General features: G+C 33.2%; 24 protein-coding genes. 11 read left to right on the top strand and 13 right to left on the bottom strand.

Features of this window, described 5'->3' with window-relative positions; translation table 11 throughout:
• Nucleotides 1–20 precede the first annotated feature (20 nt).
• Together ES674_RS12350 and ES674_RS12345 are read right to left on the bottom strand one after the other, a co-directional pair.
• Nucleotides 21–335 carry a hypothetical protein gene (locus ES674_RS12350; RefSeq protein ID WP_148404414.1) on the bottom strand — a complete coding sequence of 105 codons (315 nt, stop codon included), beginning with the start codon at nucleotides 333–335 and terminating at the stop codon, nucleotides 21–23.
• Nucleotides 336–442: 107 nt separating this feature from the next.
• Nucleotides 443–763: a YbaB/EbfC family nucleoid-associated protein gene (locus tag ES674_RS12345; RefSeq protein WP_148404413.1), complete on the bottom strand. Its 321-nt coding sequence runs from the start codon at nucleotides 761–763 to the stop codon at nucleotides 443–445.
• Between the two features lie 87 nt (nucleotides 764–850).
• Between ES674_RS12345 and ES674_RS12340 the strand changes: the two genes are divergently transcribed.
• The 3 genes from ES674_RS12340 to ES674_RS12330 all read left to right on the top strand — a co-directional run bounded on the left by ES674_RS12340 (nucleotide 851) and on the right by ES674_RS12330 (nucleotide 5,415).
• Nucleotides 851–2,896 carry a S9 family peptidase gene (locus ES674_RS12340; RefSeq protein ID WP_148404628.1) on the top strand — a complete coding sequence of 682 codons (2,046 nt, stop codon included), beginning with the start codon at nucleotides 851–853 and terminating at the stop codon, nucleotides 2,894–2,896.
• Between the two features lie 76 nt (nucleotides 2,897–2,972).
• Nucleotides 2,973–4,010, top strand: a complete 1,038-nt coding sequence (locus tag ES674_RS12335; protein ID WP_148404410.1) for a PLP-dependent cysteine synthase family protein — start codon at nucleotides 2,973–2,975, stop codon at nucleotides 4,008–4,010.
• Nucleotides 4,011–4,155: 145 nt separating this feature from the next.
• The gene (locus ES674_RS12330; protein WP_148404408.1) at nucleotides 4,156–5,415 is read left to right on the top strand and encodes an aminotransferase class I/II-fold pyridoxal phosphate-dependent enzyme; all 1,260 of its coding nucleotides are present in this window, start codon (nucleotides 4,156–4,158) and stop codon (nucleotides 5,413–5,415) included.
• 58 nt (nucleotides 5,416–5,473) lie between these two features.
• On the opposite strand, the gene ES674_RS12325 is transcribed toward ES674_RS12330, so the two are convergent.
• Nucleotides 5,474–6,592, bottom strand: a complete 1,119-nt coding sequence (locus ES674_RS12325; protein ID WP_148404406.1) for a GTP cyclohydrolase — start codon at nucleotides 6,590–6,592, stop codon at nucleotides 5,474–5,476.
• A 23-nt stretch (nucleotides 6,593–6,615) separates the two neighbouring features.
• On the bottom strand, nucleotides 6,616–7,596 hold the full coding sequence (locus ES674_RS12320; RefSeq protein ID WP_148404404.1) for a transporter: 981 nt from the start codon (nucleotides 7,594–7,596) through the stop codon (nucleotides 6,616–6,618).
• Nucleotides 7,597–7,699: 103 nt separating this feature from the next.
• On the opposite strand from ES674_RS12320, the gene ES674_RS12315 reads away from it, so the two are divergent.
• Genes ES674_RS12315 through ES674_RS12300 form a run of 4 tightly spaced genes read left to right on the top strand, consistent with a single transcriptional unit; the run spans nucleotide 7,700 to nucleotide 13,174 of the window.
• A complete protein-coding gene (locus ES674_RS12315; protein ID WP_148404402.1) occupies nucleotides 7,700–7,993 on the top strand; it encodes a DUF4834 family protein in 294 nt (97 codons plus the stop codon).
• A 29-nt stretch (nucleotides 7,994–8,022) separates the two neighbouring features.
• Nucleotides 8,023–10,434 carry a YfhO family protein gene (locus tag ES674_RS12310; RefSeq protein ID WP_148404400.1) on the top strand — a complete coding sequence of 804 codons (2,412 nt, stop codon included), beginning with the start codon at nucleotides 8,023–8,025 and terminating at the stop codon, nucleotides 10,432–10,434.
• 1 nt (nucleotide 10,435) lies between these two features.
• Nucleotides 10,436–11,713: a glycosyltransferase family 4 protein gene (locus ES674_RS12305; protein ID WP_148404398.1), complete on the top strand. Its 1,278-nt coding sequence runs from the start codon at nucleotides 10,436–10,438 to the stop codon at nucleotides 11,711–11,713.
• A complete protein-coding gene (locus ES674_RS12300; protein WP_148404396.1) occupies nucleotides 11,714–13,174 on the top strand; it encodes a lipopolysaccharide biosynthesis protein in 1,461 nt (486 codons plus the stop codon).
• Between the two features lie 69 nt (nucleotides 13,175–13,243).
• Here ES674_RS12300 and ES674_RS12295 read toward each other — a convergent pair whose 3' ends face one another.
• Complete coding sequence (locus ES674_RS12295; RefSeq protein WP_148404394.1) at nucleotides 13,244–14,338, bottom strand: hypothetical protein; 1,095 nt, start codon at nucleotides 14,336–14,338, stop codon at nucleotides 13,244–13,246.
• Between the two features lie 179 nt (nucleotides 14,339–14,517).
• Nucleotides 14,518–15,231, bottom strand: a complete 714-nt coding sequence (locus tag ES674_RS12290) for a hypothetical protein (protein WP_148404392.1) — start codon at nucleotides 15,229–15,231, stop codon at nucleotides 14,518–14,520.
• A 165-nt stretch (nucleotides 15,232–15,396) separates the two neighbouring features.
• Between ES674_RS12290 and ES674_RS15625 the strand changes: the two genes are divergently transcribed.
• Nucleotides 15,397–15,696 carry a DUF3667 domain-containing protein gene (locus ES674_RS15625; protein ID WP_246126039.1) on the top strand — a complete coding sequence of 100 codons (300 nt, stop codon included), beginning with the start codon at nucleotides 15,397–15,399 and terminating at the stop codon, nucleotides 15,694–15,696.
• A gap of 33 nt (nucleotides 15,697–15,729) precedes the next feature.
• The gene (locus tag ES674_RS15620; RefSeq protein ID WP_246126038.1) at nucleotides 15,730–16,404 is read left to right on the top strand and encodes a hypothetical protein; all 675 of its coding nucleotides are present in this window, start codon (nucleotides 15,730–15,732) and stop codon (nucleotides 16,402–16,404) included.
• Between the two features lie 83 nt (nucleotides 16,405–16,487).
• Here ES674_RS15620 and uvrA read toward each other — a convergent pair whose 3' ends face one another.
• A complete protein-coding gene (gene uvrA, locus ES674_RS12280; protein WP_148404390.1) occupies nucleotides 16,488–19,274 on the bottom strand; it encodes an excinuclease ABC subunit UvrA in 2,787 nt (928 codons plus the stop codon).
• Between the two features lie 237 nt (nucleotides 19,275–19,511).
• Here uvrA and ES674_RS12275 point away from each other — a divergent pair, with 237 nt between their 5' ends.
• Nucleotides 19,512–20,096: an RNA polymerase sigma factor gene (locus tag ES674_RS12275; protein ID WP_148404388.1), complete on the top strand. Its 585-nt coding sequence runs from the start codon at nucleotides 19,512–19,514 to the stop codon at nucleotides 20,094–20,096.
• A gap of 450 nt (nucleotides 20,097–20,546) precedes the next feature.
• On the opposite strand, the gene ES674_RS12270 is transcribed toward ES674_RS12275, so the two are convergent.
• Nucleotides 20,547–21,206, bottom strand: a complete 660-nt coding sequence (locus ES674_RS12270; RefSeq protein ID WP_148404387.1) for an endonuclease III domain-containing protein — start codon at nucleotides 21,204–21,206, stop codon at nucleotides 20,547–20,549.
• Nucleotides 21,207–21,246: 40 nt separating this feature from the next.
• Between ES674_RS12270 and bcp the strand changes: the two genes are divergently transcribed.
• Entirely contained in the window at nucleotides 21,247–21,699 is a 453-nt protein-coding gene (gene bcp / locus ES674_RS12265; protein WP_148404386.1) for a thioredoxin-dependent thiol peroxidase, read from the top strand.
• Between the two features lie 49 nt (nucleotides 21,700–21,748).
• Here bcp and ES674_RS12260 read toward each other — a convergent pair whose 3' ends face one another.
• The 5 genes from ES674_RS12260 to ES674_RS12240 all read right to left on the bottom strand — a co-directional run bounded on the left by ES674_RS12260 (nucleotide 21,749) and on the right by ES674_RS12240 (nucleotide 25,966).
• The gene (locus ES674_RS12260) at nucleotides 21,749–22,012 is read right to left on the bottom strand and encodes a hypothetical protein (protein ID WP_148404384.1); all 264 of its coding nucleotides are present in this window, start codon (nucleotides 22,010–22,012) and stop codon (nucleotides 21,749–21,751) included.
• 21 nt (nucleotides 22,013–22,033) lie between these two features.
• Entirely contained in the window at nucleotides 22,034–22,480 is a 447-nt protein-coding gene (locus tag ES674_RS12255; RefSeq protein ID WP_148404382.1) for a hypothetical protein, read from the bottom strand.
• A 683-nt stretch (nucleotides 22,481–23,163) separates the two neighbouring features.
• Complete coding sequence (locus tag ES674_RS12250; protein WP_148404380.1) at nucleotides 23,164–23,865, bottom strand: hypothetical protein; 702 nt, start codon at nucleotides 23,863–23,865, stop codon at nucleotides 23,164–23,166.
• A 65-nt stretch (nucleotides 23,866–23,930) separates the two neighbouring features.
• Nucleotides 23,931–24,494 (bottom strand): thioredoxin domain-containing protein, encoded by a 564-nt coding sequence (locus ES674_RS12245; RefSeq protein ID WP_148404378.1) that lies wholly within the window; start codon nucleotides 24,492–24,494, stop codon nucleotides 23,931–23,933.
• Nucleotides 24,495–24,508: 14 nt separating this feature from the next.
• The gene (locus ES674_RS12240) at nucleotides 24,509–25,966 is read right to left on the bottom strand and encodes a TonB-dependent receptor (protein ID WP_148404376.1); all 1,458 of its coding nucleotides are present in this window, start codon (nucleotides 25,964–25,966) and stop codon (nucleotides 24,509–24,511) included.
• Nucleotides 25,967–26,001 lie beyond the last annotated feature (35 nt).

Raw genomic sequence — 26,001 nt, 5'->3', positions numbered from 1 at the left:
AATAAAAAATTGAGATTAATCTAAAAACCCGACTCTCTTTCTATTCTTTTATTCTCTTTTTCATTTTGCATATTTACTTTTAACTCTTCTAATATTTTGATTTTTATATGCTCTATTTTTGATTGATTTTGGAAGCTGCTAAATAAATCCTTTAAAATTAAAGATATTAAAACAGTTTGAACGTATAAGTTTTCTCCCACGAATTCTAGCAAATAGTTGTTTCCAAAATAATTTATTATGAAGTAACTTATTAAAACTAGGATTAAAAAAAATGAAATAAATTGTTTTATTAAATTCTTTTTAGAATTTTTGGGCTTGAAATATCTTCTTGACATTTTATAGTTATTAATGGGTTATACATTATGAACTATAAATTTTAGATTCTATTATTTTTCACCTAACACCTAACACCTAACACCTAACACCTAACACCTAACCTCTATTAAAACATATCCATCCCTGGAATATTTGGCATGCCATCTTTAGCAACTGCGCTAATTTCCGTTTCATGAATTTGTGATGCGCGTTCAATGGCTTTATTCAAGGTAAGTACTAAATAATCTTCAAGCGCTTCTTTATCATCTAAAAGCGATTCGTCAATATTAATATCTTTGATGGTTCTATTTGCTGTTATAGTAATTTTTAACTTATTATCAGCACTTGTTTCATCAATAAGCACGGAATTTAAGCGCACTTTAGTTTCTTCAACTTTTTTTTGGGTTTCTTTAATTTTACCCATCATTCCCATTAAATCACCAAACATAATATTATCAATTTATATTAATTACAAAGCTATTTAAATTTTCTATTTTTGCACTCTGAATAAATGCACTTTTTTTTGAAAAATATAATGACACCTCCCGTAGCAAAAAAAATACCAAAATCCCTTATTACTCATGGTGATGAGCGTATTGATGATTATTTCTGGCTTAACGACCGTGAAAACCCTGAAGTAATAGATTATTTAAATGCTGAAAACGCGTTTACAGAAGCGGTAATGAAACCTACGGAAGCATTTCAGGAATCCCTATTTGAAGAAATGAAAGCGCGTATTAAAGAAGATGATGAGTCTGTGCCGTATTTTTATAATGACTATTGGTACATTACTCGTTATGAAACCGGCAAAGATTATCCAATATACACGCGTAAAAAGGGATCTCTTGATGCTGAAGAAGATGTTATGTTTGACTGTAATGTTATGGCAGAAAAGCATAAATACTTCAAATTAGGGGGGATTTCAATTAGTCCAGATAATACAATGGCGGCTTTTTCTGTGGACACGGTAAGTAGACGTCAATATACCATTCAGATTAAAAATCTTAAAACAGGTAAACTTCATTCTAATAAAATTAAAAACACGACTGGAGGTTGCACGTGGGCCAATGATAATGAAACGGTATTTTATTCTATTAAAGAACCCGTTACCTTGCGTGCTTACAAAATTTTAAAGCATAATATAAACGAGAATTCATCCAAAGACATTGAAGTGTATCACGAAACCGATGAAACCTTTAACGCCTTTGTTTATAAAACGAAATCCAGAAAATATATAGTTATTGGTTCATCAAGTACTTTAACTTCCGAATATCGAATTTTATCGGCAGATCATACAGATGGGGAATTTAAAATATTTCATGAGCGGGAACGCGGCTTGGAATATGCCATTGCACATTATAATGACAACTTTTATATCATAACTAATAATGATGGCGCTATAAATTTCAAACTTCAAAAAACATCAGAAACGGCAACCGAAAAATCTCATTGGAAAGACGTTATTCCTCACAGAGCGCATATTTTATTAGAAGATATTGAAATATTCCATGATTATTATGTGTTAAACGAACGCGAACAAGGCCTAAATAAATTACGAATTATTAGTTGGAACGGCGAAGAGGATTATTATTTGCCTTTTGAAAGCGAAACTTACACGGCGTATTTGGGAAACAACCCGGAATTTAATTCCGATGTTTTACGCTATGGTTATAATGGGATGAAAACGCCTAGCTCAGTAATTGCTTACCATTTTAAAACTAAAACGAGTGTTGTTTTAAAAGAACAAGAGGTTTTAGGCGATTTTAATAAAGACGATTACGAAGCCGAGCGTATTTGGGCCAAAGCTAGAGATGGAGAAAAAATTCCGATGTCTCTGGTATATAAAAAAGGACTTAAAAAAGATGGAAATAATCCTCTTTTACTACATGCTTATGGTTCTTATGGAATGACAATTGATCCTTATTTTTCAACTATCCGTTTAAGTTTATTGGATCGTGGATTTGTGTTTGCCATTGCCCACATTCGTGGTGGCGAATATTTAGGACGGGATTGGTATGAAAATGGGAAGTTGCTTAAAAAAAACAATACCTTTTTTGATTATATAGATTGTTCGAAACATTTAATAGACGAGAAATACACATCCAGCAAGCATTTATATGCTAATGGCGGATCTGCCGGCGGTTTGTTAATGGGCGCTATCATTAATTTAAATCCAGAACTCTATAATGGCGTTGTTGCAGCTGTGCCTTTTGTAGATGTTGTAACCACGATGCTGGATGATTCTATTCCTTTAACAACTGGAGAGTATGATGAATGGGGAAATCCGAATGATGAAACCTATTATCAATACATCAAATCTTATTCACCATATGATAATGTAAAAGCCCAAGCATATCCAAATATGTTAGTGACTACAGGAATTCATGATTCGCAAGTACAATATTGGGAACCCGCAAAATGGGTTGCTAAACTGCGTGATTTAAAAACGGATACTAATAAATTATTATTGAAAGTAGACATGGATACAGGTCATGGCGGTGCATCTGGCCGATTTGAAAGTATTAAAGAAGTGGCTTTAGAATATGCGTTTTTACTGGATTTAGAGGGAATCACCCAATAGTCCAAAAAAAAATTGTATTTTTGCGAGGTTTTAAGCACCATTTCACCTAAAAAATGGAGTTACTCAAAAAGTAAATATGGGACAAAAAAATCAAGTTTACAACAGTGTGTTAGACCTTGTAGGAAACACGCCCTTAATTAAACTGAATACTATTACAGCACCTTTTATTGGTAATTACTTTGCAAAAGTAGAAGCCTTTAATCCGGGACATTCCTCAAAAGATAGAATTGCATTATATATTATTGAGCAAGCTGAAAAGCAGGGTATTTTAAAACCTGGCGATACAATCATAGAAACAACTTCTGGTAATACCGGTTTTAGTTTGGCTATGGTTAGCATTGTAAAAGGCTATAAATGTATTTTGGCAGTGAGCTCAAAATCATCGCCTGATAAAATTGACATGCTAAAAACCATGGGTGCTAAAGTATATGTTTGTCCAGCAAACGTTGCCGCAGACGATCCAAGATCTTATTACGAAGTAGCAAAACGTTTGCATGAAGAAACAGAAGGATCGGTTTATATTAACCAATACTTTAACCAATTAAATGTAGATGCACATTACTATTCTACGGGTCCAGAAATATGGAAACAAACTGAAGGTAAAATAACACATTTAGTAGCATGTAGTGGAACAGGAGGTACTATCTCGGGAACGGCTAAATATTTAAAAGAACAAAATCCAGACATCAAAATATTAGGAGTTGATGCCTTTGGTTCAGTATTAAAAAAATACCATGAAACGCGCGAGTTTGATGAAAAGGAAATTTATCCCTACCGTATTGAAGGTTTAGGTAAAAACTTGATTCCTACTGCAACCGAATTTGATATTATTGATGAATTCATTAAAGTTACCGATGAAGAAAGTGCTTTAATGGCGCGTGAAATAGCAAAAACTGAAGGTTTATTTGTTGGTTACACATCTGGAGCAGCAATGCAAGCTATCAAGCAATTTAATGACGAAAACACATTTGGAGAAGATGATGTTATAGTTGTTATATTTCCGGATCACGGATCTCGATATATGAGTAAAATATATAGTGATAAATGGATGGATGAGCAAGGTTTTTTAGACACAGACAAAATAGAAGAAAAAGAAGACATCGAATTTATATAAGAATGTCAACATATTGCAGCGCATGATAGTTAACTTTAATTTTTGTAGTTAACTATCATGTTCTGTTAATAATAGAACGGAAAATTATTATGTTGTGAAATTTTAAATATCTAATTTTGCAACATCTAACTAGATTAATAGCTTTATGAGAGATTTATTTGATAAAATTTATAGAGACAAGGGGCCTCTAGGAAAATGGGCGGCCCACGCTGAAGGTTATTTCGTATTCCCAAAATTAGAAGGTGAAATTTCTAATCGTATGAAATTTCAAGGAAAAGAAGTAGTTACATGGAGTATCAACGATTATTTAGGATTAGCCAACCATCCTGAAGTTCGTAAAGTTGATGCTGAAGCTGGTGCAGCTTACGGCTCTGCTTATCCAATGGGAGCTAGAATGATGTCTGGACATACGGATCTTCACGAAACATTACAAAATGAATTAGCAGCTTTTGTTAAAAAAGAAGCGGCTTATTTATTAAACTTTGGTTACCAAGGTATGGTATCAACTATTGACGCTTTAGTGTCTAAAGATGATATTATTGTTTATGATGTGGATGCTCACGCTTGTATTATTGATGGTGTGCGCTTGCATATGGGTAAACGTTTTACCTACAAACATAATGACGTTGAAAGTTTAGAGAAAAACTTGGAACGTGCAACTAAAATGGCCGAACAAACGGGCGGTGGAATTTTAGTAATTTCGGAAGGTGTTTTCGGAATGCGCGGTGAACAAGGTCGTTTAAAAGAAATTGTTGAATTAAAGAAAAAATATAATTTCAGATTCTTTGTTGATGATGCACACGGATTCGGTACACTTGGTGCTACTGGAGCTGGAGCAGGTGAGGAGCAAGGCGTTCAAGATGGTATTGATGTCTATTTTGCAACCTTTGCGAAATCAATGGCTAGTACGGGTGCTTTTATTGCTGCAGACAAAGAAATTATTGATTATTTAAAATACAACTTGCGCTCGCAAATGTTTGCAAAATCTTTGCAAATGCAATTAGTTGTTGGTGCGCTTAAACGTTTAGACATGTTGCGTACGATGCCAGAATTAAAGCAAAACCTTTGGAAAATTGTGGATGCTTTACAAACTGGTTTAAAAGATAGAGGTTTTGATATTGGAACCACTCAAAGTTGTGTAACGCCTGTTTATTTAAAAGGAAGTATTCCAGAAGCAATGGCTTTAGTAAAAGATTTGCGTGAAAACTACGGAATTTTCTGTTCTATAGTTGTGTACCCAGTTATTCCTAAAGGATTAATTTTACTGCGAATGATTCCTACAGCAACACATACTTTGGAAGATGTTAGCGTAACTTTAGATGCTTTTGATGCTATTAGAACCCGTTTAGAAAATGGAACTTACAAGCGTTTATCTGCTGCTGTTACTGCCGCTATGGAAAAATAATATTTAGAATTATAAGTTAATAAAAAAGCCGATTTTAAATTAAAATCGGCTTTTTCTTTTACAATACTTTTTTGAAGGTCTTTCGGCGTTTTATAATATGCGTATCAAAATCTTTCCATATTTGATGGGACGCTAAATTATCTGCTAATTCCGGCAAACGAATGCAAGTTTCGACACCGTATTTTGTAAACGATTTATGAAATTCGTTAAAAATAACGGCTGTTAAACCTTTATTTTGATAATGCGGTTCTATACCAATTAAATAGAATAAGGCCGTTTTACTCGTTTTTTTAGCTTTTAATAGTTTTAGAAATCCAAATGGAAATAGTTTTCCTTTTGTTTCTTGAAGCGCTTCTGAAAAAGAGGGTAAAACAATTGCAAAAGCCACCATTTTCTCATGTTCATCAAAAACGAATTTTATGTACTCAGGATTGATAAAATTGATAAATTTCTTTTTGAAATAATCACGCTGCGCATCGGAAATTGGTACAAACGATGATAATTTGGAATAAGATCTGTTGAACAAGTCAAACATACTGTCCAAATGGGGCTCAACTTCTTTTGTTTTAGTAAAACTGCCTGCTGTTAATTTAAAACGCTTTAAAATGATATCGTTAGCGCGTACAAAACGTTCTATAGGTAAATTTATAAAGGAAAATTTACTTTCTATATATTCTTTTTCGGTTTCAAAACCAAGTTGGTTAAAATGATCAATATAATAGGAATGATTATACCAAGTTGCCATGGTTCCAATGTGGTCAAAACCTTCGGTTAAAGCACCATTTTTATCTAAATTGGAAAAACCTACAGGACCTTCAACATATTCAAGATTGTGTTCTTTTCCTATTTCAGCCACTTGATTTAAAAGTGCTTTTGAAACTTCAATATCATCAATAGTATCAAACCAACCGAAACGCATTTTTTTTACTTTCTGCTCATTAATTTCGGTCCAGTTAACAATGGCTGCCACGCGGCCTACGATTTCATTGTTTTTGTATGCCAGAAAAAATCGTGCATCTGCATGAAGAAATGCTGGGTTTTTATCGGCACTTAAAGTGGCCACTTCATCCGAAATAATAGGCGGTACCCAATATTTTGAATCTTGGTATAACGAAAATGGAAATGTCACGAAACTTTTAAGCTCCTTCTTGTTTTTTACTTCGTGTAATTGTATCATTTATTTTTCAGCGTCTAATTATTCTAACCATTAAAATCTGTATCTTGCTTTTCGCGTTTGTTTTCATCTTTTCCACGTGATTTATTTTCACGACGTTTTAATTCTTCATCCGCCGATGTACCATCATTACCTTGTTTATCCTTATGAAAATCTAAACGGTAAGAAGCCCCAATAGTTACACCGAAAACTGATGGTGTATCTTTTGTATTAAAAGTAAGTGCTGTATCCAATTGGAAATTTTTACTCCATAAATAGGCACCACCAAATCGAATTAAGTTATCGGCGTAAAAATCACTGCTAATATTTTCACTTTCACCAAATACAACCCATTGATCGGTAACTGCTTTGGTAAGTGTTAAAATAAACGAGAAATCGGATTGGTCTGTTCCTATTCTATCCATAATAAAGTTGGTAACAAATACCCAGCCGCTAGCAAAGTTATTTTGAGTTCCTATCATGGCTTTCGGACTAAAACCTTCAATACTTGCGGCAGTAAATGGATTGTCTTTTGTATCAAAATTAGCGCCGGCATAAACAGCAACAGCAGGAATTAATTGTTTCCATTTAAAAGTTCGGTTGGCTTTCCAACTTCTTATATTAGGTTTATCTTCTTCAGCATTTTTGTAGGGATCATATACTAAATATTTAGCACCAACTGTTAAGGTTTTAAAATTACTAAACGTTGCATCATTGGCAACAATCCCCGTGTAGGAGCGATCTGTGGATTGGAAAGTCCCTTCCACATTTAATTCCAATTGCGGAAACAATAAACCGTATCGCAATGCAAAATCAGCACCATAACTTTTATCCTCTCTATTTAAAAGATTGTGTTTTTCATTCAAAATATAAGGTCCAACTTCAAATTGTACGACATTGGTTCCTACTGAAAAAGCACTTCTTGAATCGCCTGGTCGGTTAGAATTTATAACTTCCGTATATTGGGCGTGTGAATAAAGTGTTGTAAACGAAACAAGTAGAAATAAATAAGTTTGGATAGATTTCATAAGTTTGTCTTTGATTTCAAATATAGATATTTTATACTTTTTTTAAGTAATTAAGGGGTAATTTAAATAGATAAGAATTGTATTTTTGTAAAAATTTAGTGATATGCTTCAACACGCATCTTTTTATGGCGTCTTTAGGACAATTTTAATCATATTATTGGTTTGGTATGGTATAAAGATACTTTCCCGATTATTTGCACCTGCTTTAATGCGTTATGTTGCGAAAAAAGCCGAGGCTAAATTTGGTGCCCAATTTGGGCAACAATTCAACCAAAGACAGCCGCAACAGCAACAATCTACAAAAAATGAAGGAGAAACGGTGATAGATAAAGTACCGCAATCAAATACTTCAAATAAAAACGTTGGTGAATATGTAGATTACGAAGAAATTGATTAATTTTCGCCTTCATTGATTAATCCAATTTCATGCAATTTTCAGTAAAAAAAATCCTACCTCACATTCTTGTATTAGTAGGGTTTATTTGTATTTCCCTAGCGTATTTCAGTCCTGTTTTAAAAGGTAAAGAAATTTACCAAAGTGACATCAAGCATTATATTGGTATGTCCAAGCAGCAAAAAGATTATAAAGAGGATACAGGCGAAGAAACCTATTGGACAAACAGTGCATTTGGCGGTATGCCAACCTACCAATTAGGTGCAAATTATCCGCACAACTATATCAAGCAACTTGATTTAACTTTACGCTTCCTGCCAAGGCCTGCAGATTATCTATTCCTCTATTTTATAGGATTTTACATATTATTACTTACATTAAAAGTTGACTTTAAGTTAGCTGCTTTAGGTGCTCTTGCTTTTGGTTTATCAACCTATTTAATAATAATTTTGGGCGTTGGCCATAACAGTAAAGCACACGCCATTGCTTATATGCCTTTGGTATTAAGCGGCATAATTCTTACGTTTAGGAAACACTATATTTCAGGGTTTTTATTGACGGTTGTGGCTATGGCATTGGAGTTAGTAGCCAACCATTTTCAAATGACCTATTACTTAATGTTTTTGGTCCTTGTTTTGGGAGTGGCTTATTTTGTAGACGCTTACAAGAAAAAACTTTTGCAACACTATTTTAAATCGGTTGGAATTATGGTAGCTGCCGTTATTTTAGCCATTGGTTTAAACGCCACAAATATTCTAGCAACTCAAGAATATGCTGCAGAAAGTACCCGTAGCCAAAGCGATTTAAGCATTAACTCAGATGGATCTATAAAAGAAGCCACTTCAGGGTTAGATAAAGCTTACATTACCGAATATAGTTATGGTATTTTAGAAACATTTAATTTATATATTCCGCGCTTTTTAGGTGGTGGAAGCTATGAAGACGTTGGGAAAGATTCTGCTTCATATGATTATTTTATTGGTCTTGGTGCCACGCCGCTTCAAGCTTTAGAGCAGGTGAAACAAATGCCTACATATTGGGGAGATCAAACCATTGTGGAAGCGCCAGCTTATATTGGAGCTGTTGTATTATTCCTATTTGTTTTGGCTTTATTTTTAGTCAGAGGCCGCTTAAAATGGTGGCTCGTTGGCGGAACTGTTTTGTCGCTATTATTATCTTATGGGAAGAATCTCGGCTTTTTAACTGATTTCTTCATCGATTTTGTTCCTATGTATAACAAATTTAGAGCCGTAAGTTCTATTCAAGTTATTTTAGAACTGTGTATTCCAATTCTGGGTATTTTTGGATTGGTGCGCTTGTTTAATCCATTAGAAAAGCGTGAAGAAAAACTAAAAGCTTTAAAATACACGGCCATTATTACCGCCGGTTTGGCTGTGGTTTTCGTATTGTTTAAAACATCATTATTTAATTTCGTGGGTGCCAATGACGGGATTTACCGTCAGAATTATGGTCCGCAATTTATTGATGCAGTAATTAAAGATAGAAAGGCATTTTTCACACAAGATAGCTTGAGAACATTAATTTTAGTATTGCTTTCTGCGGGAACCATATTTATGTTTCTTAAAGAAAAACTCTCTGAAACATTGGTAATTATAATTTTCGCTGGTCTAATTGTCTTCGATTTAGTAGGCGTAGATAGACGTTATGTGAATAACGACAATTTTGTTTCCTCTATTCAAGTTAACAAACCTTATCAAGCTAATGCTGCCGATTTAGAAATACAAAAAGACCCTGGAAATTTCCGAGTTTTAGATTTGACATCAGGTGGCGCAAGAGCTTCCTATTTCCATAATTCGGTTTCAGGATATCATGCTGCAAAATTGAAGCGTTTTAATGAATTATACGACTTTCATATTTCACAAAACAACATCAATGTTCTGAATATGTTGAATACTAAATATATTATCGCTCAAGATGACGATGATACTGTATTCCCATACACTAATACAGATGCCAATGGTAATGCGTGGTTTGTTCAAAAACTAGAGCAAGTTAACGATGCCAATATTGAAATTTTAAAATTGGATAGTTTAAACACGAAACAAGTTGCCTTAACAACTATGAAAGGCTTGGAAAGTCAAACCTTCCCGATAGATTCGTCCGCCACTATTCAGGTTGAAGACTATAAACCCAATTATATTAAGTACCAATCAGAATCTAATTTAGCAGGTTTTGTCGTATTTTCTGAAATATATTATAGTCACGGATGGAACGTTTATATAGACGGAGAATTATCGCCATATACGCGCGTAAATTACGTTTTACGTGCCATGAATGTTCCAGCAGGAAAGCATACTATTGAATTTAAGTTTGAACCAGAGGTTATAAAAACAGGCGGATTAATTGCTTTAGCCAGTTCAGTAATTTTTGGATTACTTTGTTTGGGAGGTTTGTATTACGGATTTAAACGCAAAACTGATTAGTGTGCGCAAAAAGGTTCTTATTGTTACGTATTACTGGCCACCAGCAGGCGGACCAGGGGTTCAACGTTGGTTGAAATTCGTAAAATATTTACCCGAATTGAATGTAGAACCTATTGTTTATATTCCTGAAAATCCAAATTATCCTATTACAGATGAAAGTTTACTTTCTGAAATTCCCGAATCGCTAACCATTATCAAACAACCCATATCAGAACCTTATAAATTGGCCGGTTTGTTTTCAAAAAAGAAAACAGATACCATTAGTAAAGGCATTATTACCAACGATGATAAGCAAACCACTTTAGAAAAATCACTACTTTTTATTCGCGGCAACTTTTTTATCCCAGATGCTAGAAAAAGCTGGGTTAAACCGTCTGTGGCGTTTTTAAAGGACTATCTAAAAAGGGAAGCAATTGATACAATTATTACTACAGGGCCGCCGCATAGTTTGCATTTGATAGGTTTAGAACTTAAAAAGAAATTAGATATTACCTGGTTAGCAGACTTCCGAGATCCTTGGACAACCATTGGCTACCACAAACAGTTAAAGTTGACTAAATCTGCTGAAAACAAGCACAAACTATTGGAGCAGTCCGTTTTAAATACGGCAGACCAGATTATAGTTACGAGCCAAGTTACACAAGAGGAATTTAAAACTAAAACACATAAGCCTATTGCTGTTATTACCAATGGGTTTGATGTGAATCCTGTTTCAAAACAAGATTTAGATGTCAGGTTCTCTATAGCGCATATTGGCTCTTTATTATCGAAGCGAAATCCCGAAATATTGTGGCAAGTTCTTCGAGATTTAATTGCAGAAAACGCAACCTTCGCAAAAGACTTTGAACTAAATTTAGTGGGTTTTGTAAGTGACGATATTCTTAAATCACTAGATACATATAATTTAAGTGATTATTTAAATAACATTGGTTATGTTTCACATGAAGAAGCTATTAAGTTTCAAAAAAAATCACAAGTATTGGTTTTAATTGAAATAGATTCGCCAGATACACGATGTATTATTCCTGGAAAGTTATTTGAGTATATGGTTTCAGAAAGACCTATTATTGCTTTAGGTCCAGAAGGATCTGATGTGGCAACCATTATAAAAGAAACCAACACAGGAAATTATTTTAATTATGCTGATTATGAGTCTTTAAAAGCACAAATTGAATCGTATTATGACGCTTATAAATTGGGTACTTTGCAATCTCATGGCATAGGCTTACAAAAATACAGCAGAAAAGCACTTACTAAAGATTTAGCAAATTTATTATAAATGGGAATCGTCACCAATCAGTCCATTAAAAATACCATTATAACCTATTTAGGTTTTGGATTGGGTGCTATAAATGTCTTGTTTTTATTTACGGAATTTGTAACGGATGAATACTTTGGCTTAATAACTTATATTTTTTCGACTGCCAATGTTATGATGCCCATTCTGGCTTTTGGTGCGCATAATACACTTATAAAGTTTTACTCTACCTATAAAACTCGCCAATCGCAAAACGGTTTTTTATTATTAATGTTGTTTCTACCTTTAGCTATTATAATTCCAGCCTCTATTGCAGGCTATATGGCTTTTGATGTTATTAGTACGTGGCTGGCTGGTAATAATGCCATTGTAAAAGATTATGTCTGGCTTATTTTTATTTCAGCCGTATCATTCTCATATTTCGAAATTTTCTATGCATGGTCTCGCGTGCAAATGAAAAGTGTTTTTGGAAACTTGATGAAAGAAGTTTTTCATAGAGCTGGAACAATGATTTTATTATTTTGCCTCTATTTAGAATTTATTAATGTACAACAACTTATTTATAGTTTAACTGGGGTTTACATAATTCGTGCTATAATTATGAAATTATATGCATTTAGCTTACGTTTTCCTGTCTTTAAAATAGTGAAAATTAATAATCTGAAATCTGTTTTAAAATATACGTCATTAATTATTATTGCAGGATCTGTTGCCAATGTTATCCTTGAAATGGACACCGTAATGCTGAATAGATACGTGGATATCGAGTATGTTGCATATTATGGTGTTGCCATATATATTGCTTCGGTGATTGCGGTTCCCAGCCGCTCTATGCATCAAATAATTAGTCCATTAACGGCTAAGCTGCTTAACGAAAAGAATAAAGTAGAGCTGAAAAGCCTGTACAAAAAAAGTTCCTTGAGCCTATTTATAATAAGCGGATTTATATTTCTATTAATTATTTTAAACATCAATGAACTTTATAATTTTATCAATGAAAATTATGCTGACGCGCTCGTTGTTGTCATCGTTATTAGTCTATCTAAGCTCACAGACAGTTTACTAGGCAATAACAACGCCATTTTATTTAATAGTGATTATTACCGCATGGTTTTAGTACTTGGGGTGTTTTTAGCTATTTTAACCGTTGGTTTAAACATTGTTTTCATACCCTTGTATGGTATTAATGGCGCTGCTTTTGCCACCTTTCTAGCCATATTGTTTTACAATATTGCCAAACTGTGGTTTGTTCAGTCGAAACTGAAAATGCAACCTTTTAGTGTAAATACAGTAAAAGTACTCTTATTAGTTATTGTTAGTTTAGGCATTTTTTATTTTTGGGATTTCTCATGGCATCCACTAATAAACATCGCTCTGAAATCTATTCTCATTACTATATTCTATGGTTATACTGTTTATATCTTGGATTTTTCTGAAGACATTACCCAACTAATCAATAAAATACTGAAACGCTTTAAATGAGAAAATCCCACGATGTAGCTTTGAGGCATACATATCGCAGGACTTTCTAACTAACCAACCAATGTGTTTTTATTGAATTCTTCTAGAATCCGTTTGACGAGATGTATTAGAAGTATTTCTTTCTTTAGCATATGTACGAGAATTAGAGACATTCGGTTTTCTTTGAACCTCATTTCTTGGATTAACTCGTGTTGTTGGCTGTTTAATAGCATGTGATCTCGTATTTCTCTCTGCCGAATTTCTGGCTGATATTTGTCTACTTGAACCCCTAGTTTGCACGGTATTATTATTTCGTGTTCTAGGTTGAGATTTCACCTCACTGCCAGAATGAGAACGCGGCGCTTGGGATGCATTTGAACGTCTTGGCTCCGAACTTCTAGTTTTTACTTCCGATTTACTTCTAACTCTAGGCGCTTGTTCTGCTGCATTAGTTCTTGAACGCGGTGTTTGCTGCGCTACAGAATTATTACGTCTATTAGGTGTCGCTAATTCTTGACGTCTCGTAATTTGATTTCCACGTCTAGTTGCCACAGCAGTTGTGCGTCTATAATTATGAGTATATGGTGTACTATATGTATATCTAACCGGCGTATAATGTTGTCTGTACGGCGTTGTGTAAACTACGCGGTAGTTGTAAGCAGGAACCACATAATAAGTATGCCAAGGTCTGTAAACATATACTCGGTTAAATGGGTTTATAAAACCTGTACAATGGCTAAAATGATTGTATCTGTTATAATGAACATACAATCCACCTACATTTGATAAGTAACCATAATTATTATAACGAATATTCACATCACCAACACGAACGACTCGACCATAATAATCATAAAAAACCGGCACATGCTCTACTTGAACAATGGCACCATATTCATCATATTGAACAAAGGCATTATAATCATAGCCCGTATTAAAACTGATACTCACATTAGGTGAATTTACCGAAACATTCATATTGTTGGTATAATTCCCCATATGAAAATCAAATTGACCATCAGGGAAAATGGAAAACTCAATACCACCTTCAACAAAAATAAAGTTATTTCCATAACCACTATAACTATTAGAGTAGGTTGGAGTAGAAGCTATTTCATCAGTGCTGGCCATAATGGCTGTACTAGATATAAATAGAACGGATAAAATATATGCGAATTTTTTCATGATTACTAGGTATTAATTAAACTCATTTATAGTAAAACAAACAACGTGCCAAAAACTATTAATCATTACAATTACTTTATAATCAAGCTATTGAATATGTTTGAAAAATAAACCCCAGATAATAGGATTTTATTATCTGGGGTTTAACACTAATTAACCAACTAAAAACTTAAACTGTATTAATTATCTTTTTTGGATTTTTGTATATCTTCAAGATTTGATTTTTCAGATTTATAATAATAATTATCATCTGAATTACCGCTGTTGTTATTATAATTATTTTGATGATTTCCAGAACCATGATTTAATGTACAGTTAGGAATATTATGAAATTGACACACATTATTAAAAGGATTTACCATACCAAATTGACTAATAATTTCACCCCAATGGTTGTAATTAATATGTAAACCTCCAACTTGCGTTAATAAGCCATTTCGACTATTATAGCTCATGTATACCGAACCTGCGCGTTTAATTTTACCATTACGGTCATAATTAATAAACACATTTCCAATGCGCCTAACTTGACCATTTGCATCATGTGTTAACAAAACACCTTGATCTCTTGGTGCTGAATAACGAACGTTGCTTCTAGTTCTTGGCGCTCCAAAAGTGCTATTAACAGATCCACGACGGGTTTGGTTTGAATTTCTGTGATAATAATTATCATCAAAATTACTGGTCTGCTGTCTGGTATTAGTATTAAAATCAAAACTACCGTCTGGGAAGACCATAAACTCAATGCCACATTCCATAAAAATAATAGGTTGTGCATAGCCTGCATTAAAAATCTTTAAATCACCAGCTGTAGATACAGACGCGATTTCGTTTGCTTTTACAGTTGTTAATCCTATTAACAAAGCTGTAAATAAAAGTACTTGTTTTTTCATCTTATTAGGATTTAGATTATGCCTACTCATTAGCTTTTCGGCTATCGCTATGTTTTAGTAGATAAACAATTGTCGTGCCAAATTGGTAAGTATTTGATTGTCAGAATCTTCAAATTTTATAAAAACGAATTCTTTTTTATAGATTTATAAAATCAATCAGATCTCATGGCAAATAGTAAGCATTTATGTAAAAATTGTGAAACAACCTACAACGAAGCTTTCGCATTTTGCCCGCATTGTGGCCAAAAACGAAATGACGCGCTTACGCTGAAAGTTTTATTTTACAATACTATAAGTAATTACTTTTCCTTTGATGCGCGTTTTTTTAAGAGTTTTTTACCACTTTTATTAAAACCTGGATATTTGGCCGAACAATTTATTGTAGGAAAACGCTTATTGTTTTTGCATCCAGCTCAAATGTATTTGTTTATAGCCATTATATTTTTCTCTTTAAATTCCTTTTAAGTTTCAATTTGGACCGAAAAATTAGACGCTAATTTGGCCAAAGGTTTTGATAGAAAGGTTATAACAGAAACGTCCACTGGAGATTCTTTTCACGATGCCATCAATACTGAAAAGAACCTTAAAAAATTAAAAATAGATTCTACGGATAGAATGGATGTGCGTAAAGTATTAAAAGATAATCAGCTTTACACCGGAATGACAGATAAGCAAATAGATTCCATTGTTTCAGCCAAAGATTTTAGAGCCGTTGAATTTTCTTTAGGTCCCATTGAAAAAAAATTAGATTCTTTAATAGCAATAGATGCGCCAGAAGAAATTATTTATAGAGAAATGGGGCGTTCAGATGATGCTGGAACCGTTAAAACCAGAATGTATAAACAAGCATTAAAATTCTATAAACTAAAAAGAGCGGGTGGTTTATTTAAAACATTTTTTGATACCATTCCCATTGCTATGTTTTTTGTGTTACCAATTTTCGCTTTACTAATAAGGCTATTTTACAGAATGAGTGGAAGCTATACGCATCATTTGGTTTTTAGCTTTTACTATTTCGCCTTTCTATTTACTGTATTTAGCTTGCTACTAGGTTTTAACTATATTATAGATATTCCAAATTGGTTAGACTTGATACTTATTTTATCCACTTTTGTATATCTCGTTCTAGCCATGAAACGCTTTTATAAACAAAGCGCCATTAAAAGTTTTTAAAAGGCTAGTTTAATAACTGCACTTTTTATTCCCGTTGTTATACTAACAGGCGTAGTTGTATTGGGTTTTGCTTTTATGTTTGCTTAAAGTTTCGCTTTTAAGTATTTACCCGTAATGGATTTTTTATTCTTAACCAATTCCTCTGGTGTGCCTTCAGCAATTAAATAGCCACCGCGTTCCCCACCTTCAGGCCCTAAATCGATGATGTAATCCGCGCATTTAATAAGTTCTAAATTATGTTCAATAACGATAATGGAATGGCCTTTTTCAATTAAGGCATTAAAGGATTTTAATAATTTTTGAATATCATGAAAATGCAAACCGGTTGTTGGTTCATCAAAAATAAATAAGGCCTGATCGCTTTTACTGCCTTTACCTAAAAACGTAGCCAGTTTTATTCGCTGGGCTTCACCACCAGAAAGTGTAGAAGAACTTTGACCCAGAGTAACATATCCTAACCCTACATCTTGCAATGGCTGTAGTTTTGTCTGAATTTTAGTTTGTTCAAATTCAGTGAAGAACGCAATAGCATCATCAATGGTCATGCTCAAAACATCATCAATGGATTTACCTTCAAACGTAACTTCTAAAACTTCCTTTTTAAAACGCTTGCCATTACAGGTTTCACAGGTTAAATGCACATCTGCCATGAATTGCATTTCTATAGTCACTTCACCGTCACCTTTACACGTTTCACAACGACCGCCGTCCACATTAAAACTAAAATGTTTGGGCTGGTAATTTCGAATTTTACTTAATTTCTGACTGGCAAAAAGTGCCCGAATATCATCATAAGCTTTAATATAGGTTACAGGATTGGAGCGTGACGATCTACCAATAGGATTTTGATCTACAAATTCAATATGCTTAACATTTGTGAAATTTCCTTTTAGTTCAGAAAATTGTCCAGGTTTATCACCATAATCAGTAATCTTCTTCTGTAAAGCAGGATACACAATCTTTTTTATCAAGGTGCTTTTTCCACTTCCTGAAACACCGGTTACAACGGTTAACATGCCAAGCGGCAAGGTCACGTCAATATTTTTTAAGTTATTTTCTTTAGCACCAATAATCTCCACTGCATATTTAGAAGTGCGTCTCTTTTTAGGGACTTTAATTTCCAAATCCCCATTTAAATATTGGGCGGTTAACGAGGTCGATTTTAAAATATCCTGAAACGTTCCAGTTGCTACAACGTTACCACCAAAAGTTCCTGCTTCAGGACCAATGTCTATAATTTCATCAGCAGCCATCATGATATCTTCATCGTGTTCCACCACAATTACCGTATTTCCTAAATCGCGAAGTGCTTTTAAGACACCTATCAATCTTTCGGTATCTTTAGGATGCAACCCAATACTAGGTTCGTCTAAAATATACATAGAACCCACTAAGCTACTGCCTAAAGAGGTTGCTAAATTAATGCGCTGACTTTCACCACCAGATAAAGTATTGGATTTTCGGTTAAGCGTTAAATAACTCAATCCTACATTATCTAAAAAAGCTAGGCGATTATTTATTTCTTTCAATAAACGCTTGGCAATTTGTGTATCGTGATCGTTTAATTTAAGATTTTTGAAAAATTCTGCCAAAACATCTAAAGGCATATCTACCAAATCAGTTATGGTAGCGTCAGCAATTTTTACATATTCCGCTTCCACGCGTAAACGTTTGCCTTTACAGGTTTTACACTTTGTTTTTCCACGATATCGGGAAAGCATCACACGATTCTGAATTTTGTATGCTTTAGATTCTAACTCTGCAAAAAAACTATTTAAACCTTCAAAATACGAGTTACCATTCCAAACTAATAGCTTTTGGGCGGCTGTTAATTCATAATATGGTTTATGTATAGGAAAATCGAATTTATGGGAATTGTTAACCAATTGATCACGATACCAACCCATACTATCGCCGCGCCAGGCAAAAACAGCGTTTTCATAAATGGATAATCCGGTGTTAGGTATCACCAAATCTTCATCAATACCAATAACATCGCCGTAACCTTCACAAGTTGGACAGGCGCCATAAGGATTATTAAAACTAAATAAATGCACATTTGGCTCCAGAAAATCAATGTCATCCAGTTCAAATTTATTACTGAAATGTTCTTGTTTATTATTTGAAAGCGATTCGATATAACAATTGCCTTTACCTTCAAAAAAAGCAGTTTCAATAGCATCTGCTAATCGATTATAGAAATCTTCTTCATCTTTTGAAATAACCCGATCCACAACCAAATAGATATTTTCTGGTTTCTCTTTGGTTTCTAAATTTTCCTCTATTCTAACAACAGAATCTTTCACTTTAATTCTGGCGTAACCTTGCTGATATAAAACCTTCAATTTATCTTCTAAAGTTCTGCCTTCCTCTAAATAAATAGGAGCGAGGAGGAGAAGCTTTTCACCTTCCGGAAATGCTTTTACAAATTTTAAAACATCTGCAACCGTATCCTTTTTTACTTCTCTGCCTGACTTTGGCGAGTAAGTTTTTCCTATTCTAGCAAACAACAATTTCAGATAGTCGTAAATCTCGGTAGACGTTCCAACTGTTGAACGTGGGTTGGTAGAATTCACTTTCTGCTCTATAGCAATGGCTGGCGCAATACCTTTTATATAATCTACTTTGGGTTTGTTTAAACGGCCTAAAAATTGTCTGGCATAACTAGATAAGCTTTCCACATAGCGTCTTTGACCTTCTGCGTACAGCGTATCAAATGCTAAACTAGATTTTCCCGAACCTGATAAACCAGTTATAACAACGAGTTTATTCCTAGGAATTACCACATCAATATTTTTCAAATTGTGCAAACGCGCACCTTTAATAATGATGTTTTCTTTGGGGTTGATTTCGGAAATATTAGGAATCATAAGCTCTTAGCGGAATTATTCTTGCAAAGATACCACAAGAAAATTTTATTAAAAAATAGATTGGATTACAAATTATTTTTAGAAAAAATGAAAATAAGTTTGCTATTGTAATAGTATTGTTGTTATATTTGGATTCTATAAACCTAAAAATCACAAGAGTAGCCTATACGTTTAACATTACTTTATAATATCTTTTTAACCCCAACCCAGACTTGTTCTGGTAAAGAAGTAATGATTATGCAGGAAAATCTTATCACGGATGCTACCTTGGTTACCAAATATATTCACGGAAACGAGCAAGCTATTGAAGTTTTAATCAATAGGCATAAGCAGCGTATATTCAGTTTTATCTATTCAAAAGTATATGATCGGGATATTGCCGATGATATTTTTCAAGATACTTTTATCAAAGTTATCCGCACCTTAAAAGCGGGAAAATACAATGAAGAAGGTAAGTTTTTACCTTGGGTGATGCGTATTTCGCATAATTTGGTCATAGATCATTTCCGAAAAAACAACCGCATGCCTAAATTTAGCAACACAGGGGACTTCAATATATTTTCAGTTTTAAGTGATAGCACGTTGGATGTGGAGCGTAGTCTTATTAAAGATCAGGTGGAACATGATGTGCGTCGTGTAATTGAAGAATTGCCAGAAGACCAAAAAGAAGTTTTAATGATGCGCATGTATAATGATATGAGTTTTAAGGAAATATCAGAAAAAACAGGCGTTAGTATAAACACCGCTTTAGGCAGAATGCGCTATGCATTAATTAATATGAGAAAGATAATAGATAAACATAATATTGTTTTAACTAATTGATACAATATATCTTAAGATGAAACGTTTAGTAAAGTATAAACCAAAAACAGCTAATATAAATGGCGAAACTTTACTCTCAAAAAAAACAAATCAATGTACTTGATTTAAACCCCAAAGCGGAAACTGTAAAGTTTCTTCTTGATTATTCCAAGGCTTTAAGTGTTATAAATTGTAATAAGATGAAGTTTGAAGCGCTTCTCAACTAAACTTTGAAAAAGTCCTGATTAGTCTCAGGACTTTTTTTTTATTCCTGCAAAGGCAGGAATCTATTTCACTTTTCATAAATCAAGGAAAATTTCAACTACTATTAGATTTTGCAATACTTTCAATGTGAGGATGTGTACCTATTTCTTAAATTTATAGTCAAAATCTGAAAGATTAACCACTTAAGTCTAACCTCTATATTCTAGCAGTTCTGATAACATCGGAAGGGTCTACATTCATTTTCGCCTACTTCTTCTTTTTAGCATAATAATCGTTTAAAACCGTTTTTCTACCAATAGTTTTAGTAATCACATCTTTTTCCAAATCCCAACCACGCGCTGGTGAATATTGACGTGCATACCAAATTATTTGTAAATGTAAATCGTTCCAAACGGCTTCTGGAAACAAGCGTTTGGCATCTCGTTCCGTTTGAACTACATTTTTACCATTTGTAAATCCCCATCGATACATGAGTCTGTGAATATGCGTATCTACTGGAAAAGCGGGAATTCCAAAGGCTTGAGACATAACAACTGCTGCCGTTTTATGACCAACTGCAGGTAATTCTTCCAAGTGTTCATAAGTTTTTGGAACCTGACCGCCGTGTTTATCAATTAAAATATGTGATAAGCCGTGAATACCTTTACTTTTCATAGGTGATAAACCTACAGGTCTAATTATATCACGAATTTCTTCAACCGTAAGTTTTATCATATCATATGGGTTATCGGCTTTAGCAAACAGTTTCGGCGTAATTTGATTTACCCGAACATCCGTACATTGAGCAGACATTAAAACGGCAATAAGTAAAGTATAAGGGTCTTTATGATCTAGAGGCACTGGAATGGTGGGATAAATATCCTTTAACGTTTTTATAACGAAATCTACCTTTTCTTGCTTGGTCATAAGTTGTATTTTTACAGAAGTTGAAATTAACAAAGATACTATGACAAATTTAAAAGCAGGAGATAAAGCGCCAGATTTTACCGCAAAAGATCAAGATGGAAATACTATTTCTTTAAAGGATTACAATGGAAAAAAATTAGTTTTATTTTTTTATCCGAAAGCGAGTACGCCGGGTTGTACTGCTGAAGCTTGTAATTTAAGTGATAATTATAGCCGATTCCAAAAAGCAGGTTATGATATTTTAGGTGTAAGTGCTGATAGCGAAAAAAGACAAAGTAATTTTAAAAATAAATACAATTTCCCGTATCCGCTTTTAGCAGATGAAGATAAAGTGGTTATTGAAGCTTATGGTATTTGGGGACCGAAAAAATTCATGGGTAAGGAATATGACGGGATTCATAGAACAACCTTTGTAATTGATGAAAATGGCTTAATTGAAGATGTTATATCCAAAGTTAAAACCAAAGCACATACAGATCAGATTTTGGGTTAAAAAACAAAAGCGACCTGATTAGGTCGCTTTTTACTCCAACCAAATAGTTCTATGGCAAATACATAAAATACAATATAACACTTAACAAAATAGCAATTCCTAATACTGCTATTCTTTGAACTGAAATCTTATTTACCTTATTTTTATATAAAAAAAATAAAGAAATAAATGCTATTGCATTGAATAAAATCAATACATATATATCTTGTTCTGACGTAAAGATATCCAGTTGTTTAGTTAAGATATAACCCAAAATCACTAATATAATTGGAATAAATCTTAAAAATTTTATTGAAAATATTTTGTCTTTCATATTTTAAATTTTTACTAATTATTAACAATCTTCTAAATCATATCTACATTGATTATTTGCTGATATCTGTAAAGCTGTAACTGCGGAATGGCATAAAATACCTAATACTACAGTTGTGTCTAAAGCTGCGCAACCAAAATGTTCAAGAATGGCCATTGCCAAAGCTCCTGCTATACAATTGTTATATCGCTCTAAACAAGTTGAGCCGATTGAACCTCCACCGGGTACAGGAACATATGAGTGATGTTTGTTATAAACATCTGTGGTAGCTTGTTCTAATATAGGGATATTATTGGGGTTGGACAAATCGTATTTTTTATCTAATTTATAGATCCGTTCATTCTGCACTTCGTAATATGTTTCCATATCATTAAAGTCAATATAGCCCAATAATTCTGCTAAATCTTTTAAATCTTGTTTTGTTAATGTATTTTGATCTTTCTGTAAAATTAGATTTAGTGAATTCAAGTCTACTTGCTTGTCTGCTTGTGATACAACGTTATCAATATAGTTAATAAATAATGTGTCATTAACTAATGTGTTTTTTTCTAATTTTGAGTGAGTTAAATTTACATTTTGATTTTGTTGTTTATTTTCAATGTCTTCACTTGAATCATCGGAACAATTAAGTTATAACACGGAAATACTTAATAAAATTATAAACTTGCAGTATTTGTTAATTTTCATAATAATGAGATTTTACTTTTTAGCAAATTTTTATTGCTAAAAATGGTTAAACAATAGTAACAGTCTTATTAACAGTCTTTTGAAATCTCTCTAAATAAACAAATACAGTCCTTATCTATTTAGAATTCAATAAAAAAGCAAGCGCTTCCATAAGATTAATCTTTGTGTTAAATACATGATTTTGAAGACTGTAAATAAACAAAATATGTTTTAACACCTCGAAACTAAAAAAAAAAAAAAAAATAAACACACAACTATTTTGGGTTAAATATGTGTAGTTCATCGAAAAGTAAAAATACTGTTACGGTTTTCCCGTAAAACGCCAAATTTTGAGCACTTTAGCTAAAAATGGATTGTTAGTTTTAAGTATTTTGAAGAGGATAAAGAAATTGGATGCGTTCTTAACTTAAAAGTAAAAGCGACCTATTTAGGTCGCTTTTTAAATATATTATGCTGTGTTTATTTTACAAAGTAGAACAGGGAACACATTTCAATTTACAGGGGCCTTCACTTTCTAAACAAAAATCATCTTTATTCGCACAGTTTACCGCAACTAATGCATTCTGCTGCTCACATAATTCTTTATTACTTCCTCTGGAGTCACCCACAACATTGGTTGCTAAAATGGTTAAAACAACCACACAAGAAGCGCATGGTTTTTCAATTAGCTTGTCATGAATAGATTTTCCATCTAATAAAAAATTAGAATCTAAAGATTCGTAAAAGTCAGTCTTGGTTATGTTTTCTGATACCAGAATCTCATTGTCCTGATGAAAGATGTCGTCCTTATATTCCTTATAGGTAATTAGACTATCATTAAACGTTATATTTCGAATATCTAATTTATAATTTTTATCGTAAAAACCATTTAAGCGGTCATGTTTAGAGTCTGGTACAAATGTAATCTCCTTGGTGAATTCAAAAAATATCTTTGTTTTACCGTAGTTGGTTGTTAGAAAAACATCTAAAGTATCGACATTATAACTAAAGTCATATTTCTTATCATCTATTTCAGTATAAATATGATTGAAAACGGTGTCAATCACTTTTTCCTTTTTAGCAGTTTCATTGATCTCTAGATTGGAAGTTGATTCATTCTTTTCCTTGCAATTAAATAATAGCATGGCAGATAAAACTATAAAAGACCTATAGAGAGTTCGTATCATTTCTTCAGAAAATTAAAATTTAAAGTGGACTTTAAGATAATTATTAAAACAAGTAAACGCAATTATTAATCGGCGTAAACATTTTTGTAGTCATTGGTTGTAAGAATAATAGCTAAATCTTCTTCTAAAGTACGGATAGACATTTCAACAATTCTATTCAATTCTACGTCCTTTTTATACACTATAAACGTTGGAACTTGAATGACGCTATAGGTTTCTTCAATTTTCTCTGGTGACATTTTCTCGGCATCTAATGCGTAATATTCAATAGACTTGTCATCAATATTTAAAAAATCTAAAATTTTCACAAAGCGTGGCACATCACGATGACTATCACTGCACCAGGTACCCAAAATAATTTTAAAGCTTAAGTTTTCAGTTGAAACATCGTTCAATGTTTTCATTGCGTCACTATGTAATTCATAATTTTCATAACTTTCTGAAAACCATTCATTAAAAATGGGGTTATCAACTAATTGTGCTCGGGAAATTTCACCAATTAAATCACAAGAAGTGCATTCAGCAACTTGGTTATCAGTAACTTCTTTAATTGATTGGGCATCTGCTGTTTTGCAAGAAAACAAAGCAGAAAAGCATAATAATGCAGAAAAAATAAATTTAAAATTCATAAGTTTTTGATGTTCTAGTGGTTTTTGGATCGAAACATTTCTTCTGCTTCATAGCCAAACAGACTCTTTTCTTTAATGAGTTTTGAAACACCTTCGGGTAACATAGTTTCCCAAGTTTCATCGCCATCTGCAATTTTCTTAAGCACATTTCTTGAAAACACCGTTAAGATGGTGTTGTCATAATCTGTAATATCAACCACCTTGCCATTATATTTAAAGAATTTATAAAGTTCTTTCATACGTGGGTGAACTTTTAAATTTTCACTGGTAGTTACTTCACCATTTTCATCCTGCATAGGGTAGAGGTACACCCTTAAATCTTTGAAAAATAATTTTCCAAAAGCCTCTAAAATACCACCACTTAAATGACGGTAATATTTTTCATCAAAAATATCCACTAAATTATTAACGCCCATGGCGAGACCCATGCGATTTTTGGTGTATTGTGAGAAGTATTCCACCAACCTATAATATTCTTGAAAATTGGAAATTAAAACAGTATGCCCTAAAGAACAGAGCAATTTCGCCCGATCCATAAAATCTTGTTCATCAATTTCACCCTCAGCTCGTAAATTGGATAAGGTAATTTCAAAAACAACTTGGGTTCTATCTTTATCGACCTTATTTTCCTTAATAAACATATCATATGATTTTTCAAACATATCTATATTTACCTTCGTTACTGGTCTAAAACTACCTCTTAAGGCTAAAATATTCTTTTTATAAAGCACTTTAGCTGGAAGCACGTTATTACCATCTGGTGCAAACATAACGGCATCTGTCATGCCATTTTTCACTAATTGTAAACTCATTAGCCGGTTATCTACATCCTTAAAAGCGGGGCCTGAGAAGTTAATGGTATCAATTTCTAATTGATCTTTATCCAAATGGTCGTATAAGTAACGGAGTAATTTTTTAGGCTCATTATATTTATAAAAAGCACCGTAAATTAAGTTAGTACCTAAAACGCCTAAAGTTTCCTGCTGCAAACGGGCATCATTTTCTTTAAAACGTAAGTGTAAAGAAATCTCATTATAAGGCTGATCGGCTTCAATTTGATAGCGAATTCCTACCCAACCATGACCTTTGAATTTTTTAGCAAAATCAATGGTGGCAACGGTATTGGCGTAAGAAAAGAATAATTTATTAGGATGCTTATCTCTAGTTAAACGCTTTTCCATGATATCAATTTCATGGTTTAGCATTTTTAATAAACGTGTTTCTGTAACATAGCGCCCATCTGCTTCTATGCCATAAATGGCATCGCTAAAATCTTTATCGTAAGCAGACATGGCTTTTGCAATCGTGCCAGAAGCACCACCAGCTCTAAAAAAGTTACGAACGGTTTCCTGGCCAGCGCCAATTTCGGAAAAAGTTCCGTAAATATTTTCGTTTAAATTAATACGAAGTGCCTTTGTGTTTAATGACGGAATCTCATTAAACTCTTTATCACCTTTTAAGCTAATTTCCATTCTAAACTTCGATTATTTCTGAGGCACAAAGGTAT

The sequence above is a fragment of the Bizionia myxarmorum genome, from assembly GCF_008086205.1.
GTDB classification, from domain to species: Bacteria; Bacteroidota; Bacteroidia; order Flavobacteriales; family Flavobacteriaceae; genus Algorimicrobium; species Algorimicrobium myxarmorum.
This window is presented reverse-complemented; position numbering and strand designations above follow the sequence as displayed.